This window comes from Laspinema sp. D2d (genome assembly GCF_025370755.1).
In the GTDB taxonomy this organism is placed as follows: Bacteria; Cyanobacteriota; Cyanobacteriia; order Cyanobacteriales; family Laspinemataceae; genus Laspinema.
The window spans coordinates 19,097-37,635 of sequence record NZ_JAMXFC010000051.1 but is presented as its reverse complement, the minus strand read 5'-3'; the positions used below and the strand labels follow the sequence as shown (position 1 = coordinate 37,635).

At 47.9% G+C, this 18,539-nt stretch carries 11 protein-coding genes and 3 pseudogenes; 7 read left to right on the top strand and 7 right to left on the bottom strand.

The annotated features are described in order from the left end of the window. Together NG796_RS24055 and NG796_RS26620 are read left to right on the top strand one after the other, a co-directional pair. Positions 1-695, top strand: a pseudogene (locus tag NG796_RS24055) (ISAs1 family transposase); the annotation flags it as partial. 108 nt (positions 696-803) lie between these two features. Next, a pseudogene (locus NG796_RS26620) lies at positions 804-930 on the top strand (IS701 family transposase); the annotation flags it as partial. 284 nt (positions 931-1,214) lie between these two features. On the opposite strand, the gene NG796_RS24050 reads toward NG796_RS26620, so the two are convergent. From NG796_RS24050 to NG796_RS24020, 7 genes and pseudogenes are all read right to left on the bottom strand, one after another. Further along, positions 1,215-1,676: a hypothetical protein gene (locus tag NG796_RS24050; protein WP_261209756.1), complete on the bottom strand. Its 462-nt coding sequence runs from the start codon at positions 1,674-1,676 to the stop codon at positions 1,215-1,217. Positions 1,677-1,823: 147 nt separating this feature from the next. Further along, positions 1,824-2,900 carry a DUF3616 domain-containing protein gene (locus NG796_RS24045; RefSeq protein WP_261209755.1) on the bottom strand — a complete coding sequence of 359 codons (1,077 nt, stop codon included), beginning with the start codon at positions 2,898-2,900 and terminating at the stop codon, positions 1,824-1,826. A 433-nt stretch (positions 2,901-3,333) separates the two neighbouring features. Further along, positions 3,334-5,859 (bottom strand): DUF4157 domain-containing protein, encoded by a 2,526-nt coding sequence (locus tag NG796_RS24040; RefSeq protein ID WP_261209754.1) that lies wholly within the window; start codon positions 5,857-5,859, stop codon positions 3,334-3,336. Positions 5,860-6,452: 593 nt separating this feature from the next. Continuing rightward, on the bottom strand, positions 6,453-6,791 hold the full coding sequence (locus NG796_RS24035) for an antibiotic biosynthesis monooxygenase (RefSeq protein WP_261209753.1): 339 nt from the start codon (positions 6,789-6,791) through the stop codon (positions 6,453-6,455). A gap of 182 nt (positions 6,792-6,973) precedes the next feature. Then, the gene (locus NG796_RS24030; protein ID WP_261209762.1) at positions 6,974-7,606 is read right to left on the bottom strand and encodes a helix-turn-helix domain-containing protein; all 633 of its coding nucleotides are present in this window, start codon (positions 7,604-7,606) and stop codon (positions 6,974-6,976) included. Between the two features lie 6 nt (positions 7,607-7,612). After that, positions 7,613-9,769: pseudogene (gene recQ / locus NG796_RS24025) on the bottom strand (DNA helicase RecQ); the annotation flags it as partial. Between the two features lie 446 nt (positions 9,770-10,215). Next, a complete protein-coding gene (locus tag NG796_RS24020; protein WP_261209751.1) occupies positions 10,216-10,392 on the bottom strand; it encodes a hypothetical protein in 177 nt (58 codons plus the stop codon). Positions 10,393-10,455: 63 nt separating this feature from the next. On the opposite strand from NG796_RS24020, the gene NG796_RS24015 reads away from it, so the two are divergent. The 5 genes from NG796_RS24015 to NG796_RS23995 all read left to right on the top strand — a co-directional run bounded on the left by NG796_RS24015 (position 10,456) and on the right by NG796_RS23995 (position 18,478). Further along, positions 10,456-10,740 (top strand): DUF427 domain-containing protein, encoded by a 285-nt coding sequence (locus tag NG796_RS24015; RefSeq protein ID WP_261209749.1) that lies wholly within the window; start codon positions 10,456-10,458, stop codon positions 10,738-10,740. A 692-nt stretch (positions 10,741-11,432) separates the two neighbouring features. After that, on the top strand, positions 11,433-13,037 hold the full coding sequence (locus tag NG796_RS24010; protein ID WP_261209747.1) for a serine/threonine-protein kinase: 1,605 nt from the start codon (positions 11,433-11,435) through the stop codon (positions 13,035-13,037). 92 nt (positions 13,038-13,129) lie between these two features. Next, positions 13,130-15,580, top strand: a complete 2,451-nt coding sequence (gene pheT, locus NG796_RS24005) for a phenylalanine--tRNA ligase subunit beta (RefSeq protein ID WP_261209745.1) — start codon at positions 13,130-13,132, stop codon at positions 15,578-15,580. Positions 15,581-15,713: 133 nt separating this feature from the next. Continuing rightward, the gene (locus NG796_RS24000; protein WP_261209743.1) at positions 15,714-15,983 is read left to right on the top strand and encodes a YciI family protein; all 270 of its coding nucleotides are present in this window, start codon (positions 15,714-15,716) and stop codon (positions 15,981-15,983) included. A 254-nt stretch (positions 15,984-16,237) separates the two neighbouring features. Beyond that, complete coding sequence (locus tag NG796_RS23995) at positions 16,238-18,478, top strand: serine/threonine phosphatase (protein WP_261209741.1); 2,241 nt, start codon at positions 16,238-16,240, stop codon at positions 18,476-18,478. Positions 18,479-18,539 lie beyond the last annotated feature (61 nt).

Sequence of the window (18,539 nt, the reverse complement as noted above, 5' to 3'; positions counted from 1 at the left end):
TTCCAATGAAATTACAGCTATTCGGTGCCCTCTTAGAATTAATAGAGATCACCGGAGCGACTATTACAATGGACGCTCTGGGGACTCAAACTGAAATAATTCGGCTAATTCATAAAAAAAATGCCAATTATGTGGTCACCTTAAAAAGTAATCATCTCACTCTTTATAATCAAGTCAATAATTGGTTCAAACAGGCAAGAATCAATCAATTTGAAGGGATTGAAATTCAGGAAAATCAAAATACAGAATCCGCACATAGCCCAATTGAAACTCGAAAAGTTTGGGCTTTTCCAGTTGCTGCATTAGGAGGACTTTATAAACAAGAAGAATGGGCTGGCCTTCAAACTATTGTTGTAGTAGAACGTTTCCGTTATTTGGGGAATGGAACCACTCACGAAATTCAATTTTATTTAAGTTCCTTACCCCCCGATGCCCACCTTCATGGGCGGGTTATTCGTCAACATTGGAGTATTGAAAATCAAGAACACTACGTTTTAGATGTCACTTTTAATGAAGATCGCTGTCGGATTCGGTCATTACATAGCCCTCGGAACTTGGCTACCCTCCGAAGGCTGTCCCTGAATGCGGTCAATCAAGAAACCACTTTCAAGCGTAGCTTACGGCAGAAAAGGAAGCGGGCCGCGATGAATGATGGTTACATGATGCTTGTTCTCAAATCCTTGTGTCCAGACTGATTGAGCTGTTTTTACCCGGGGAGAATCTCTAATCCCAGAAGGCTCTCCTCTAACTCGGTAATTTCTCCTTGTCAAGTACAATTTATACCAAATTAGATGAGCTTACCCTGGGTTGAATATGGATTTAGGCGATGTAAGTCTGAGTTGGGATGGGCCGATTGGAGGCTAACTCATTACTCGGATATCGAAAAATGGTGGGAACTTGTCTGTAGTGCTTATTTGCTTGTTACTTTGACCACTGCTCCTTTTAAGTCTTCAGCAACAAGTTCGGAGACTCCAACCTCAAAAATTTTTAGGTCTTCGGTCACTCAACATCCTCATTGGAATCATCAAACGAATTGGAAGAGCGCTTTAAATAATCTTCAATTACTCCTCCTGCCGATGCTCGGTTTTAATTCTATTCTCTATTGGTTACAAGTGTTTCCTATTCCTCAGTTATCTTGGGACTTAAATCGATTAATTTCTTTTATAAATCGGGCCTGTTTCGCTCTCTTCCCTCTTTCGGCTGACGTGGATTTCTTATTTTCCTCTGCCTAGAGTGACAGAAGAGGGATATTCGGTAAAGGCAACCGAGGCACTCTTATGTTTCAATACTCGCCACACTACGGGCAACGCCCGACCACGATACACCACTGCTATGCGAATCAGGCAATACTCCTCCCAATAGGTTGAGGTATCTAGGGTCAGATACAGACACTCCTCCTGCCAGTTGGCTAAGGCTGCTAAGATCAGCGGTTTGTAGAGTCGATGGATATTGATGCGACTATTGTGCAACCATCGGCTGACCCGGCGTTGTTTACTCTGTGCCTGCTCCCCACGACAGGGTAGGTAAGGCAACCAACGGGTGAGACTGACGGAGCCCCGTTGGAGCAAAGCTACCACCATCCACAGGCAGGTTGTCAGATGAGCTCGATGAGCCCAGGGAACCGATTGACTCAACCAACTGTGCAAGGCATTATAGAGAAGGGAGCTTTTATTCACGGCGTTCTGGCTTTTGAGTGGTATCTAAGCTTAGAACGCGGGCTCCCCCTTTTTCAACCCCAGCACTGAAAATCCCTACCTGTAAATCTTTCAGCCCTCATTCCTAACTTTTGTCAGTCAACCAGGCTTCCTAATTACTTCGGTGAATCATTGAAGCCGAAACACATCCCCAAATACTGAATCATTATTAACGATTCTCCCTGGATCCGGGGAATCATAAACCACTAACAAAGAATTGGATTGTCCCAAACAAGGCAGAAGGGCCAACCCTTCAGCGCGATCGGTTCCTAGCTTAAAGGGTAAATCAAATAAAACTTTTAATTGCGTCTCATCCTGGGCAAGGATGGTATCTCCCTCCTTCTCAAATACTCCAGTCACCCGGAATATTTTCATACCCCCATCCAAATCTAAAGTTGGACCCGCTAAAACAATTAGATCATCTCCATCTAAACAGATTTCTCGAATTCCTAAGCCATTGAGATCTAAAAAATGTTTTTTATAAAGCCGTCCTTCTTCGCCAATGGCTTTAAGGGTTAATGTTCCCGGTGAGCTTTCTTCAACTTCTAATTCAATAATCACTGACCAACCTCGCAGCACAGGACCGCGAAAGCCCATCAAAATTTTAGAACCCCGAACAGCCAATCCTTCTATATCTAATCCATTTTCTTTGCTGGGCACCTCAGCGGCGATAATTGAACCAAAATGAACGTCTTTTTTCAGGGCATCTATCAAAATATTGCCAGTTTCTGTGGTTTGGAGCGTAGCGGCAGTGAGTTGGCGATCGCCATTTAAGGGGTCTGGACAGGATTGAACAGGCATTCCCTCTTGAATGGGAATTCTTGCCAATAAATATCGATTGAGTTCAGTTTTAACTTGAGCCAACCTGCGGATATCTTTTTCTGGATTCTTCCCTTTCGGCTGCTTGCGTTTGGTACTGTGTGAGCCAGTAAACCACAGGTATCCCTCCGAGTAATCCATGCCTTCAATATCGATTTCCTCTTCATGATTAAATAACTCAATAAATTCACCGATTTCAAAGGGTTGATGATTTCCATAAACATAAGGTTCAATCAAAGAAAGCCGTTCGAGCGTCAACAATTCATCGGAACCGACCCATAAAGAACCATCGGGAGTAAAGGCAACGGCGGATAAATCTCCCACCCGTTTCTGAGATTCAGGGTCAAATTTAAGCAGAATTCGGCTGAGTAAAAAAGCTTCAGGCATAATAATTTAACTGTAATTAGATATGTTTTAAATAATTATACTACTTTTGAGGAGAGATTCTTAAAACCTGAGTACAGTATCAGATAAAAAGGTCAAGAAACCCAATTTCTAAATCAGATTTATTGCAAAAAATCAGGAAAATTTTAACCCGCCCTGGGTTTCTCCCCTATACTGTAGCGGAGTCTTAGGGCGTGATTGACTCTCTCAAAAGGTATAAATTAAGGGGTGAAATTGCGTAAAACAGAGAAAAATCTGAATTAGTCCCAGGCGATCGCGATCGCCTGGGACTAATGACAATCACCCCACAATTTTTGGGGAAAAGACCAGGGGCTTTCCCAGTCGGAGTCCACCACTGGAACATCGGGGGACTGATAGTAGGAGCCGTAAAAAAATTGCTTCTACATCCGTCCCCCATATTCTGGACCAGACCCGACTAAAAAACGCTATAAGACTGGTTCCAGTTTACCTGACTATTACTATTGAAAATTTGGTAAGACACCAGAATCGTTACTGAGCGGTCTTCATTGAAATTGCTGTAAGGATTTTCCATAACGGGTTCATGAGTGGTTGGGTCAGATACCGATGATTGAGCCATAACTCCGTAAACCATGCGGTTGTTGATCTCGCCCAGCTTGATTGAAAAGATCTCATGGACATTTTTAGCCCGGTTCAGGGCGAGGTTATAATTTTCCATCTCCTTCTTGGCTTTAATATCACCTTCGAGTTCTATTTCTTTCTTCGTGAGTTCGCTATTTTTTTGACGCTTTTCTTCTATTGCTTTGAGTTGGTCATCGAACTGCTCCCATTTTTGGCTATGACTACCAGATATTTCCACTTTGAAGATCGAGCCTCGGTAGCCCTCTTTTTTATCCCATTTATAAATTGCATTGATGATTCGATCAATCGTGGCAAAATTGCGATCGCTATCAAAGGATTCAAAACTAAAATCGCGCCCGGGCTTTAATGCCGCTGAACCCGTCTGAAAAAAGATCCGGGCATAGTGCAGAGGAACCCAAACATCGCTGTCTTTCTTGGGTATATTTTCCAGATCCTTCCACTCACCCGCCTCAAACTTAGTCTCACCAATCGTTTCAGTTGTACCAAACTCATTAACGGCCTCAATCCCCCCATTCAGCTCAGGCCCTTCATGAACCTCTTCCCCATATTCAGGAATACTAGCCTCAACCTCATCAATGACGGACCATTCCGCAGGGGATTCCCACAGAATCGAATGCATTCCCTTGCTCAGAAGTAGAGCATTACCAAAGTTCTTCTTACCCGTTGCGGGTCCCAAACTGATACTGGCTGAAACTTGAGGAGCTGTAAACTCTGCCTCATTGAAGAAGTTTGGCTCCAGATACTGCTGCTGTGGTTGCTTCTCGGCTGGCTCCCAATCTCCAGGCCCGGAAATACTGGCCTGGGTCGATCCTTTAAGCGGGTTAGGTCCTTTCATGTCCCCAAATGAGAGCCCAAACCCGAGTTGGAAACCGTTTAGGCTGACCTGTTGCGTCCAGGAGAGTCCCGGAATCAGTGAGTTGGTGTAGCGAATGTTCACCCGCTTGGCAATGGCTCCCACTTTAACCCCAAACCCACTCCACCCAGGAGCAGCTCCCCACAGGGGCTGTATTTCATAGGTATGACTGGCCTCTACATCCTCGATATTCAACATCCGCTTGAGATCGCCTAGCATTGTTGGGTTAAACATTCGGATTTCCTGAATATAGGCTTTGTTCTTGCCTGATTCCAGACGACGTGCAGCCTCTCGCCAAATCAGTGCATGGTAAGGATCTGCTGCGGTCGCTACGCGGAACATTGTGAAGGCCAGGGCGATATCTGGATATCTTTGGAATCGCAGATTTTCCGTCTTACCCCGTTGTAATTCCCAGGATTGTAGAGCATCTTCCACCTGGGCTACAAAATTGTCCAGGTGCTCTTGTTGGTGGGGCTGAAGACCGTTTCGCGGGTCAATATTCAAATCCAGGAAACTGGCAAATTCGTTATTTAGGCATTGTAAGTTCGGCGTTTGCTGATGCAGGGTCGGGAACTCTGAACTGGACTTTTTATGCACGGTGGTCCCGGTTTGCTGCACCACATGGGTTAACTCATGTGCTGTCAACAGATCCAGACCCGGAGACTTTCCTTCCCCAAAGTAAATATGATTACTATGAGTAAAAGCCTGAGCATTTAGCTCCCGGTTCATCTGCACCGATTCAGGACCTGTATGCACTCGCACGGGGCTAAAGTCAGCACCAAAGCGCGGCTCCATAAAGCTGCGGACTTCCTGGGGTAAAGGATTACCTCCACTCTTGGTCTGATTAAGCCGACTTTCTAAAGAGGCGGTGGGATGTGAGGTATGAGCAGTCGGGGATGACTTCCTTTGAATCGGTTGTTTCTCTTCTTCTGGCATTACCTCTCTTTGTACCCAAGGGGTAATGAATTGAGCTAGAGGTTTGGTTTGCACCAGGTCTACCTGTTCTCGTAGTGCTTCCGGCTTGATCGGGTATTCGCTGCCTCGTGCGGCTCTAATGGATGATTCTAAATCCGGGGTGGTTGTAGCCCGTTTTTTTTGGTCCCTGGCCTTTTTCATAATTGGAGTTTGGCTCTTGCCCTGACGTTGAACATAGTCCGGTGTTAGGGATTCCGCTGGAGGCGCGCCTTGAGGGGATGAATGAATGGTATTGACGACTTGACGCGCCACCTGGTCGGCTTCTTGTTCATATTTATCCCCAGGTGCCCCCATCTCTAGCTTAGGCTGTAGAAATGGTGGTGGCGATGCTGGGGGATAGATAGAAATTCTGGCGAGGCGATCGCTCGTTTCCGGTGAACGCTGGAGGTCTTGTTGGGGCGCATCGGGAGCGATATCTGTTGAGGGTAGCTTGGCAAATGGACGGATAAATTGAGCTTTCCCCTGGGGTGGAGAACTCGTTCTCGAAGATTTTTGTAATTTATCGTAAGCCATAAGTCTGCCTTTTTTTAACTGTTTAGGGTTTTAGCTTGATCCAAATGGGAAAATCATGAAGTTCGAGAACATCTCAACTGCTTCTGTTTTGCCCTAATTTAATAAGTATTTTTACCCGCAGTTATTATGGCTATTAGGAGACATTGATTCCGAACTCTGGATCGTTAAAATTAATCCTTGATTTTGGTAAGCCTGATATTTTGCTATGATTATAAAAAATTCCCCCGAATTCGCATCTATCTTGAGGAGTAGGTTTTGCTAAATGCGGGCTAATTTTTTTAGGGGTAATGTTCACATTAAAATCTCTATCTCTATTGCTCGCTCCGTTTCATCAAACCTTCTAGGAGTAAGAACTTAGAGCGTTAGAGCGTGGGTTAAAAGGGTGGGTTAGGCCCTTAAGGGACTGACCCACCGGACGGTGCAGTGAGAGCCTAACCGTAGGGACAAAAGACTGCCTTGTGCTTAGAGGGATTGAAGGTTCGATGCCGATCGCCCCTAAATCCTTACTTTTCATTTCAAAGCGCCCAGTTCTTGACCCACTTCTTCAAGAGCGATCGGCAGAATCTGGTCAGAATTAGGCATTGCGATCGCCTCTATTCCACTACCACCGACTCTGGGGCTGGAATTTCTGTACAAACATCATAGAACCCCGTGATTGGGGGTTTGGCAAATAGATGGGAAATGTCGTTTAAAATTGCCGCATAAGCCTCACTGTGGTTAGACTCCATCGCATCAATATCATCCCAAAAAATTACCGCAATTCCCTTATCACTATTGGGCTGTTGTAGTAAATAAGCTCCCTTAAACCCCTGGGTGTAAGTCGAGACAGCTTGGGCGTACAATTGCTTGGCTTCTTCAAATTTACCCGGTTTGAATTCACCGATCGCCACATAAGCATATTTATGTCTGAGAAAATCCATAAACTCGGTCATGACTGCCTCCTCTGTGTCACAAAACTAGATCATTATAATCACCAGTAGAGTCAGGAAGAGGCGATCGCTTGCGGTACATTACCCTAACTCGAATCTCTCCTCCCTCTCTTTACCTGGTCTGTTTCCACCTTACCATTCTTGGCACCCTTAACCGAGAGCAGTCTCCTCCATCCCTAACCTGTTTAAAAGTCTAATTCATCCTCTATAGACTGAAGATTTCCACAGAGATTCCGTTGCCAAGCCGCCCGCACTAACCGCAGCTCATTATAACTATATTTTTCCCCTAAATGTTCATAAACTGGCTTGAGCAGATTAGAACCCAACAATTGCAAGGCTTCGATAATCACCTGCTGTCGTTGCACCGGAACCAATCGGTGAATATCCACTGCCTGATCCATTTCCAGGAGTTTAATTAAGTGATTTTCTACCCGGGTCTCTTTCAGATTTCGTTTCGCCGCAATTTCCGCAATACTCATCCCGTTTTGATGGTATTCTAGGGTGAGTAACTGAGTCAAAGAAGGGTCGGATTTCTCCTCTAATTCAGGAATATCCGGCGGTGCGGTTTCCTGGAGTCCTTTTGCTTGACAGTATGCTTGAATTTCGGTAACAAACCGATCGCCATATTCCGCTAGTTTATACTTTCCGACTCCGTAGATTTGTTTCAATGCTGCCAAAGATTGGGGACGTTCCTGCGCCATCGCTTTCAAGGTAGTATCTGGAAACACCACAAAAGGTTGAAACAACCCTCGTTCATTAGCGATTTCCTGGCGCAGGACGCGCAAATGCTCAAATAACTCTTCCCCGGTTGTATCCAACTCCCCTGATTTAGAAATGGCAGTTGGTGCGGTTTCCTGGAGTCCTTGTTGTTGACAATAGTTGTGAATTTCGGTAATAAAGCGATCGCCAAATTCCGCCAATTTATACTCTCCCACCCCAGAGATTTGTTTCAAGGCTGCCAAAGATTGGGGTCGTTGCTGGGCGATCGCTTTCAACGTACTATCTGGAAACACGACAAAAGGGGGAACCCCTCGCTCATTGGCGATTTCCCGGCGCAGGACACGCAATTGCTCAAATAACTGTTCCCCGGTTGCATCCAACTCCCCCGTACCATTGCTGCTGCGATTCATCCCCACAGAAGCCAGTCCATAGGTTCGACAATACTCGCGAATTTCAGTCACAAAGCGATCGCCATATTGCTCGACTTTATATCCCACCACTCCCGAGAGATTACCAAATTCATCTAAGGTTTGGGGACGTTGCTGCGCCATTAATTTTAGGGTAGAATCCGCAAACACCATATAGGGGGCGACAGATTGATCGTCAGCAATTTCCTTGCGCAGCGATCGCAAGCGATCCAGCAACATTTCCACTTCGGCTTTTTTGCGATCGCGATCGGTCATTTCCTGATTCACCTGCGCTTTTGGAACCGCAATCAAAACCTCTCGTTGTTTTCGCATCACCTCCCAACTGCCCTCATTTAACTTGAGAACAGAATACCCGTCGGTTGTTTCCTCCAGTAACCCTTGATGAATCAGCGATCGGGCTAGAATTTTCCACTCATCAGCAGTTTTATCTAATCCAATTCCATAAGTGGATAGATTGTCATGACCATATTTTAAAAGCTTTTGATTTTTAGAACCCCGCAACACATCAATAATATAATTCATCCCAAACCGTTCCTTGCACCGCGCCACGCAAGAGAGGAACTTCATCGCTTCAATGGTCCAATCTTCCGTAGGATTAGGATGTTTACAATTGTCGCAGTTTTCACAATTTCCCGGAAACCTTTCCCCAAAATATCCCAATTGAATCGTGCGCCGACAAACCGTACTTTCTGAATAATTAATAATTTGTCGCAACTGCTGACGGGCAATTCGTTGTTCATCAATGTCGGTTTTTTGGTCGATAATATACTCAATGGTTTTAATATCTCCATACCCAAAAAACATCGTACAATGCGCCGGTTCTCCATCCCGTCCCGCCCGTCCAGATTCTTGATAATATCCTTCAATATTGCGGGGTAAATCATAATGCACTACAAAGCGCACATCCGGCTTATTGATGCCCATGCCAAAGGCAATAGTCGCGACGATGACCTGAGCATCATCCCGAATAAATCGGGTTTGATTGGTACTGCGCTCCTCATCATTCATTCCCGCATGATAGGGGATGGCATCAATACCTTCCCCCTGTAATTTATAGGCGATTTCATCGACGCGGCGACGACTCAGACAGTAGATAATTCCTGAACCCTTGCTTTCCCGAATCAGCTTGACTAATTCTCGATAAGATTGCTTGTTTTTTTGACGAACTTCGTAATAGAGGTTGGGGCGGTTAAAACTGGCAATGTGAATTTTGGGGTCCCGTAGGGCCAATTGTTGGGTAATGTCTTGACGAACGCGATCGGTTGCTGTGGCAGTCAGGGCCATCATGGGAATTTCTGGATAGCGCTGGCGCAACAGTTGCATTTGCCGATATTCTGGGCGGAAGTCATGGCCCCATTCCGAGACACAATGGGCTTCATCGATCGCAAACCCACTGATTCCCACTTGAGCACGTACCAGGTCCATGAACGGGAGAAATCGTTCACTTAAAAGACGTTCGGGGGCGACATAGAGGAGTTTGATTTCACCGTGGAGAATCGCTTGTTCCCGCGATCGCGTCTGTTCCCAACTGAGGGTGCTATTGAGAAAGGTACAGGCAATCCCGTTATTTTTCAGGGATTCGACTTGATCCTGCATTAAAGCGATCAGGGGCGAAACCACCACGGTGACGCCCTTGCGGAGGAGGGCCGGGAGTTGAAAGCACAAGGACTTACCGCCCCCCGTGGGCATGACGATCAGCAGATCCCGATTTTGCAGGGCGGCTTCGACGATTTCTCGCTGTCCCGGACGAAAGCTATCATGCCCAAAAAAATGCTTGAGCGATCGCTCTAACTGATTCGGGACCGTGGCGTTTAAGGGGCTGATGCCTGACATGGCTCGCAGTTTGTCGTTGAGTTTCACCTTATTTTATCGGGTCACCGACCCGCATCATTCTTAAATTGACTTAAATTGAGTGGGTATTTTGAGTAGACTTCTTGCAAAATTCTTTAAAGCCCCCCTTCTTAAGGGGGGTTGGGGGGATCAATCCTTTTTTTTGCAAGAGGTCTAGTGAATGTCCTGATCCTTGATTTTATCCGGTCACCGGGTGTCCTCGCTAGAGGTTTCGATTTCCCCTTTGCTGACTAGGATTAGGATTAGACTTGCCAGCCTAACCCTTGTCATAACTTAAGTGATGTGAGGAGAAAGAGGGAAACGCCGTGATGAAGGTATCCTACCATTAGGCATTGCTGGAGTCAGAGGAGAATTCTCCCACTAGCGCCCCAACGGAACCCCCTCAACGGGTAAACTACCTTGATCTCAAAGGTGTTACAGTGATGGGATTAGAGGCTTACCGACAACGGGCGATCGCCCCCCATCCCTTCGGTTGCCCAATCACCGAAGAACTTTAGTTCAAGTCGGTTTGCGCGGGTTCTTCCACCCAACTTCACGATAGCGGTGCAGTGTTTGGTAAGGGCGATCGCCGTGGAAATCTCCGGTTCGTTTTCCCCAGAATCCATTCCAATTGCTCGCTCCGTTAGCCCATAATGGTGAACAGACCCTTATATCAGGAGTAACCTATCATGCCCAAAGCCATTTGGAATGGAGCTATCTTAGCCGAAAGCGATCGCTGTGAAGTTGTGGAAGGAAATCAATATTTCCCCCCAGATTCCATCAAGTCGGAATATTTTCAAGAAAGTAATACCCACACCAATTGCCCTTGGAAAGGTCAAGCCAGTTATTACGATATTGTGGTTGAAGGGCAGGTTAATAAAGATGCCGCCTGGTACTATCCCAATGTTAAAGATGCTGCCAAGCAAATTAAAGGATATGTCGCCTTCTGGCGTGGCGTTAAGGTAGAAGTCTAAGGTGTTCTAAAGGCGTGTTTTATGACCACGCCTTTAGAACACCTTTTCACGGTTTCAGTTTCGTCATGTCGGCTAAACGCTATCGTAACGACTGAAGTGGTTACTCGGAACTTTAAGAAGACTGCTGTCGGTGTGATTCAGGAATTGCCTTGACTATCAATCTCTTATAAAATAAACGGATAAATCTGCCCTTTCCCCCTTAAAAATGCCAATCGGTTTTTTAGAATTTTGCAAGAAGTCTGATGAACTGCGGATTGGAAGGGGCTTGCCTTGACGATCGCCATAACTTAAGTGAGAAAATCTAAATAACTGAACCTTTTGAGACCACCGATCGCCCCGAGGGAGGAGCCAACTCGACCAAAGTCGAAGATTTCTGGAAAAAACAGGAACGTCTTTGTTTGTTCAGGTTTAATTAAGGGAACCCTCATGCATAGAGCGATCGCGATTAGGAGTGCTTGTCCCGTCTTGATCGCCGTGGCATTTACGAAGACTTTACACAATCGCCTTATAAATTTGATATTCCTTTACCAGATTGGCTCCCTTGTCTTTAAGACTTCTCAATCAATCGTCTAAGGTAAGGATAGATCCACCCAAACGACTTGCTATGCTTGAAGCAAAAAGGGGTCTTGCATCTACAACGACTCAATTCAATGGGTCGAAAAACATCCGCTTTAATAATCAGGTGAAGTTTCATGAGCTACTGCGTCAATCCCGCCTGTCCGGAACCTAAAAATGCCGACAATGCCATACAGTGTCAAGCCTGTGGCTCAAATTTACTCCTGCGCGATCGCTATCGCGTACTTAAAGCATTGGGTCAAGGTGGTTTTGGAGCTACGTTTGTAGCCGTAGACGACCTCTTGCCGGGGAAGCCTGTTTGCGTCATTAAGCAACTGCGCCCCGCCTCCACCTCGCCTCGGGTGCTGGATATGGCAAGGCAACTGTTTGAGCGCGAGGCAAAAACTCTGGGGAAAATCGGCAATCATCCCCAAGTCCCCAGACTGTTGGATTACTTTGAGAGCGATCGCCAATTTTATTTAGTTCAGGAATATGTCGGTGGTCAAACCCTCAAACAAGAAACCAAGCGCAATGGACCTTTTACCGAATTTGCCGTCAAACAATTTCTGCGGGAAATCCTGCCCTTGGTGAAATATCTGCATGATAATGAAGTGATCCATCGGGATATTAAACCCGCTAATATCATTCGCCGGGACGTGGATAATCAGCTCGTTCTGATAGACTTTGGGGCAGTTAAGGACCAAGTGAGTCAAACCGCACTCCTCAACGCCAATTCCACCGGAGAAACCGCCTTTACCTCCTTTGCGATCGGCACCCCGGGTTTTGCACCGCAAGAACAGATGGCATTACGCCCGGTGTATGCCAGTGATATTTATGCCGTGGGAGCCACTTGCCTATATTTGCTCACCGGCAAGTCCCCCAAACATTTTGACTATGACCCCATCACAACCGAACTGATCTGGCGTCCCTTCGTTTATGTCAGTGATAGTTTTGCAGCCGTCTTGGAAAAAATGCTGGCAGCTTCCGTGCGCGATCGCTACCAAAGCCCCGAAGAAGCCCTCCGCGCCTTGGATGTAGAATCCCACCGTCAAACCCTTTCCGAAGGACTTTCGACGCGACGCAAAGACATCACCCCCCAAGAAGAAGAAACCCGCCTCGAAGACAAAAATAACCGAGGATTATCCCCTGCCGCCCGGGAAGTCGAGTTATTGCGAACCCGCCGCGCCAATAAACAGGCCAAAGCTGCCAGTCGCGGGGGGACCGCCTTAAATTCAGCGATGAATTTTAATCCCGGTTCGGCAACCAGCTTTCGCACCCAAACCTTAGCCGCCTCCACCGTTGCCAGTGATGCCATTTTAGATGCCAAAGCAGTCCGCCTCGCCTACGGCAAAGGCAGACGCGACTTTGGGGATTGCAATCTGACGGGGTTAGACTTGCGGTCCTCGGCCCTATCCGGCGCTAATTTTTATGATGCCAAACTCAATCGCGTCAACTTCCAAGGATCTGACCTCAGCAGTGCCAACTTCGGGCGCGCCAGTTTAGTCAAAGCTTGTCTGCGGGATAGCAATTTAACCAAAGCCTATTTTGTCAATGCCAATTTAGAAGGCGCGGACCTCCGAGGGGCTGACTTAATCGAAGCCACCTTTACTCAAGCCAATCTGCGCGGGGTCAATCTCTGCGGGGCCAACCTCACCGGGGCCAGAATCAGCGATACTCAACTGGCAATGGCACGCACCAACTGGCTGACGATTAAACCCAATGGCAAACGAGGAATCTTTTAACGGATTTCTACCCCAAACCCAGTTTCCACCCCTGAGCAGACCCATGCTCTTGTAAAATGAGTCAGGCTGACTTATTTTAGGCGTCCATATCAATGCGGATTTCTCTAAACTGGTTGCGGGAACTGATAGACATCACGATGTCTCCAGAAGAGTTAGCCCATACGCTGACGATGGCTGGATTTGAAGTAGAAGACATCGAAGATCGGCGCAGTTGGGCTAACGGCGTCGTGTTGGGAAAAATTATCGAGCGTGAACAACATCCCAATGCCGATAAACTAAGCGTTTGTAAGGTCAATATAGGCGAGGAGTCTCCTTTAAATATTGTCTGTGGCGCACCCAACGCCAGGGCTGATATTTATGTAGCCGTGGCCCCGATAGGGACCTATCTGCCCAAAATTGACTTAAAAATTAAAAAGGCCAAACTTCGTGGCGTCCCTTCAGAGGGGATGATTTGTTCGTTGGCGGAGTTGGGTTTGACCAAAGAATCCGAGGGGATTCATGAGTTTGACTTGGAGAACCCGCAATTAGGGACGGCAGTTTCTCCGTTGTTGGGTCTGGATGATGTCATTTTAGACTTGACCTCTACGGCAAATCGGGCGGATGCCTTGAGTATGGTGGGAGTAGCCCGAGAAGTGGCAGCCCTGACTGGGGGTGCGTTACGATTGCCGCTTGCCTTAAGTACATACCCCACCCCCGGAGGCCAGGGGTTTTCGTTGAAAATTGACGAATCCCAAGCCTGTCCAGCCTATATTGGTACGGAAATTACTGGCGTTAAAATTGCTCCTTCTCCCCTGTGGTTGCAGCAAAGGCTACAAGCGGCAGGGGTGCGCCCAATCAATAATGTGGTGGATGTCACCAATTACATTCTGTTGGAATGGGGACAGCCGTTACACGCATTTGATCGCGATCGCCTCCAAACCCTCGCCGGAGGAGATTCCCTCACCCTGGGCGTTCGCTTTGCTCAATCTGGGGAAACTTTCAAAACCCTGGACGGTCAAACCCGCACTCTGCAAGGTCAAAATCTCTTGATTACGGCTAATAATAAACCCGTAGCGATCGCTGGGGTGATGGGTGGGGAGGAAACAGAAGTCTATGAAGGGACGCAGAATTTAATTTTAGAGGCGGCATTGTTTGACCCGCCAGCAGTGCGGCGATCGTCGCGGGCGGTGGGATTACGCACCGAGTCCTCAGCGCGGTATGAACGGGGGGTGAATTATGCGGGATTAGAAACCGCCTGCGATCGCGCGATCGCCCTGTTCCAAGAACTCGCAGGGGGTACGCCCGTCCATCAACGACTTGCCGATGCACGTCCGGAAGAACTGCGCCTAGGGGGTTCGGTCCAATCCATCGAACTGCGCCGCGATCGCGTCAATCAGGTTCTCGGACCCATCCAACAAGGGGAAGGCACGGGAGAATTACAAGCAACGGATATCGAACCGATTCTCACAGCCTTGGGATGTACTCTCACAGCAACTACCCCCGGTCAAGTCTGGTCCGTACAAGTGCCGCCCTACCGTGCTCGCGATTTGGAACGGGAAATTGACTTAATCGAAGAAATTGCCCGTCTTTATGGGTATGACAAGTTCTGCGAAACCTTACCGACTCAAAGTGCTGCCGGTCAGCTTGGACCGGAACAACAGGCAAGGCGAGATTTGCGATCGGCCTTCCGCAGTGCCGGTTTGACCGAACTGATGCATTACTCGTTAGTGAAGGCGGAACAGGAGAATCAAATTGCGTTAGCCAATCCCCTGTTTACCGAATATTCTGCCTTACGGACGGAAATGCTTTCTGGGGCGATTGATGCATTTGAGTATAATTTAGCCCAAGGCAATGGTCCTCTAAATGGGTTTGAATTGGGTCGCACATTCTGGAAAGATAGCGAAGGACTGAAGGAACAAGAGGCGATCGCCGGAATTCTCGGCGGTGACCCGACCCTAGGCCGCTGGGTTCGCAGTGGTCGGGAACAGCCGATGTCTTGGTATGAGGCGAAAGGAATTCTCGAAAGTGTCTGCGATCGCCTCGGACTGGAAATCACTTATCGTCCGGAATCCAATGCCTATCCCACCCTGTTACATCCGGGACGGACAGCTTCTTTGTGGTTGCAGGACCGGAATATTGGGGTGTTCGGCCAACTCCATCCCCAACTTCGTCAAGAGCGAGAATTGCCGGATGAGGTGTATATCTTCCAAATGGAGTTACAACCCATCTTAGATGCTCTCACACAAGATACATTCGGACGCAAATTTAGCGCGTACTCCTCTTATCCCTCATCAGACCGAGATTTAGCGTTTTATGCGCCGGTTGAGGTAGCTGTCAGTGATCTCACGGGTGTAATGAGTCAGTCTGCCGGGTCTTTGTTGGAGTCGGTGCAACTGTTCGATGATTATCGGGGACAGAATGTGCCGGAAGGGCAACGAAGTTTAGCCTTTCGACTGGTCTATCGGGCCAGCGATCGCACTCTCACCGATGAAGACGTAGAACCAGCCCATCAAAAGGTGCGGGATGCCTTAGTCAGTCAGTTTGCGGTGAGTTTACGCAGCTAACCCGCTCTCTTCCCGGGGATATATTCCCCTAAACCAAGGGTCGGGGGTTCAGACTCCCGACCTCCTGTTAGATTTCCCTATTCCTAGGGATATAACGGTTCACTTGTCAACCTTTACTCTAAACCATTAAACAATGCCAAAGTATGTCATGTGGGGCAGCTACTGCGAAGATGTGCTAGAAAAACGCGTTCCTTATCGACAAGCCCATCTGGATGGAATTAGCGCCCAAAAAGCAGCGGGTTTAGTGATTACCCTAGGTCCGACCCAAGATGTCACGAAAGTGTTTGGGATTTATGAAGCCCCAGACGAACAAACCGTCCGTGAGGCAGTCGAGGGTGACCCCTATTGGAAAAATGGGATTTGGACCGAATACGAGGTCAAGGAATGGATTCAAGCATTTTAAGGGGACTGTTTGGGTAGCGGTTGAAGAAACCCCTGCGGTGTAGGGTGGAGTCCCTGTGATTTCCCTACACCGATCAGGTAAGGAAGGAGACCCGAAGGGTTGGGGAAGGGAAAAGGGGTAAATTTTGTAAGTCTAGCGGGGGTTAACTCGATGGGATGGGAACGCTAAAATCCAGATAGTATCGTAAATTAAGAAGCGATCGTTAAAAATCCGGGTTGATTAAAACTCTTAAATTTCTGAACTGGAATATTACTATGCTTGTCTGCCCTAAATGCCATTTCGAGAACCCAAACTCCCATAAGTTTTGTCAAAAATGTGGGATGTCTCTAACTCATAAATCCTGTGGGGAATGTGGAACCCCGGTGCTTGCCAGTGAGTTAAAGTGCCATCATTGCGGTGCCATCACGGGGCAAATTTGGCTGGCGATCGTCGATCGCCAACGAGTGTCCGAGAGTCTGGATGTTGCAGAAGCGGTTGATACTCTAGCGGTTGCGGAATCTGTATCGGTAGCAACCCTGCCGACGGCGGAAATGGCTGTAGCGTCGGTCTCAGAGGCGATCGCCACCGATATCTCAGAGGAATCGGAGATGGAACCCGAGGTAGAGACAGAGGAAGAAGTTTCAGAAACTTCCGACGTTGATACCATCGCCAGTCTGTCGGAAGTGCTGGAACAAGTCCGGGAAAGTACAGAACCCTCGGAAACCCTGGAGGTTGAGGCGGCAGCAGAAACCCCAGAAGTCGCCACCCTGGAGGAATCCTCCCTACAGCCAGAAGTGGCAATAGAACCGACGGACCTAGATATTCCTGAGACTCCTATATCTGAAGAACAAGCAGCATTAGAAATCCCCGAGGAACCCGAGGAAATTCTGCCTGCCGGGTCCTTTTTAGATCAAGAGGAACGCTATCAACTCTTGGAAGATTTGCCTTTACATCAACTTAGTCAGGGTGACACTCAGGTGAAGGTCCTGGATTGTATTCCCTTGCAACAATCACCCCTGTTCGCCTTAACTTCTCACCCTGTAGAAATTCCCGATCGCATGGATAATCCCAATCCCGCTTGGGCGCTGGCAATTCCGGCGATCGCCAAAGCCTATCTGGCCCTCCACTCTCAATTTTATGCGATCGTTCCGGCTATCCATGATGCATGGCACTGGGACGATCGCCGGGTCCTCCTCTTAGAAGACCGTTCCACCCAACCGGCCCTGATAGAATATGTCCAGACTAACCCCATCCTCCCTTCCCAGATTCTGCACTGGTTGCAGGAAGTGACGGAACTCTGGATGGGATTAGAACCCTGGCACTGTCGGCAAAGTTTACTGGAACCCCAAAATCTCCGCCTAGATGTAGAAGACCAAATTTTGTGTCTACAACGGTTATATCTTGACCTTCCCAATGCCACCCCCACTTTCACCGCAGTGGGACAGTTTTGGCAAACCCTCTTGAATTCGGCGCAACTGATAACAGCCACAGAAGAGGATGAGATTTCAGAGTTACAACAGGTGGTAGCGGAATTAGCCTCGGCAGAGTTGGACAGTGTGGAAGACTTGCGATCGCGCTTAGAAACCTTGCAATCTCAACTCCAACCCGCAACTCCCCTCAGTTCCTCCCCTTCTGACCCGATTTATCTCGGTGCAATCACCGATAACCTAGATATGGATGATAGTCCTACAATGGTCATGCCAGTTCTCTTAGAAAGTCTCGAAGCATCGGGACAGACCGATATCGGACGGCAACGCACCCATAACGAAGACGATTTCGGCATTGAAACCCAAGTCAAGCAGCGTCAAGGTGCTAGAGCCTTCTCCACCCACTACAAGGGGCTTTATATTCTTTGTGATGGCATGGGAGGACATGAAGGCGGGGAAATCGCCAGTGCTTTAGCCGTGGAAAAGCTGCGGGAATATTTCCATCGCCATTGGCAGGATAGCTTGCCGGATAAAGAGGTCATCTCCACCGGGGTTCTGTTTGCAAATCAGGCCATTTATGACCTGAACCAAGCCGAACAGCGCGGGGGTAGTGGACGAATGGGGACAACCCTGGTAATGGTGTTGGTTCAAGATCAGAATGTCGCCGTTGCTCATGTGGGAGATAGTCGTCTCTATCGCTTTACTCCGTCTCGGGGATTGCAGCAAGTCACCGTGGATCATGAAGTGGGGCAACGGGAAATTCAGCGCGGCGTCGATCCGGAAACGGCCTACTTGCGTCCGGATGCCTACCAACTCACCCAGGCGCTGGGACCTCGTAATGAGGATTTTGTTAGTCCCGATGTGCAGTTTTTTAAGATAGAGGAAGATACTTTATTGATTTTGGCTTCCGATGGTCTAACGGATAATGATTTGTTAGAGACTCACTATTTGACTCATCTCGAACCCCTCCTGAATGCCGAAAGGGCCTTAGAGCCTGGGGTTAAGGCGTTAATTGAGTTAGGGAATCAATATAACGGTCACGATAATATTACGGCGATCGCTGTTCGTGCTTTGGTACAGGAACGGTAAATCCCCGCGTACCGAAAGCTACGGTTTTGGCTTTCGGTACACCTCTGTCGGTGTTCCACAC

Bases quoted from the DNA above. Each gene is read 5' to 3' on its own strand.
- NG796_RS24045 (WP_261209755.1), bottom strand. From the start codon at position 2,900: ATGCCTGAAGCTTTTTTACTCAGCCGAATTCTGCTTAAATTTGACCCT.
- NG796_RS24040 (WP_261209754.1), bottom strand. From the start codon at position 5,859: ATGGCTTACGATAAATTACAAAAATCTTCGAGAACGAGTTCTCCACCC.
- NG796_RS24035 (WP_261209753.1), bottom strand. From the start codon at position 6,791: ATGACCGAGTTTATGGATTTTCTCAGACATAAATATGCTTATGTGGCG.
- NG796_RS24020 (WP_261209751.1), bottom strand. From the start codon at position 10,392: ATGGATTCTGGGGAAAACGAACCGGAGATTTCCACGGCGATCGCCCTT.
- NG796_RS24015 (WP_261209749.1), top strand. From the start codon at position 10,456: ATGCCCAAAGCCATTTGGAATGGAGCTATCTTAGCCGAAAGCGATCGC.
- NG796_RS24010 (WP_261209747.1), top strand. From the start codon at position 11,433: ATGAGCTACTGCGTCAATCCCGCCTGTCCGGAACCTAAAAATGCCGAC.
- pheT (WP_261209745.1), top strand. From the start codon at position 13,130: ATGCGGATTTCTCTAAACTGGTTGCGGGAACTGATAGACATCACGATG.
- NG796_RS24000 (WP_261209743.1), top strand. From the start codon at position 15,714: ATGCCAAAGTATGTCATGTGGGGCAGCTACTGCGAAGATGTGCTAGAA.
- NG796_RS23995 (WP_261209741.1), top strand. From the start codon at position 16,238: ATGCTTGTCTGCCCTAAATGCCATTTCGAGAACCCAAACTCCCATAAG.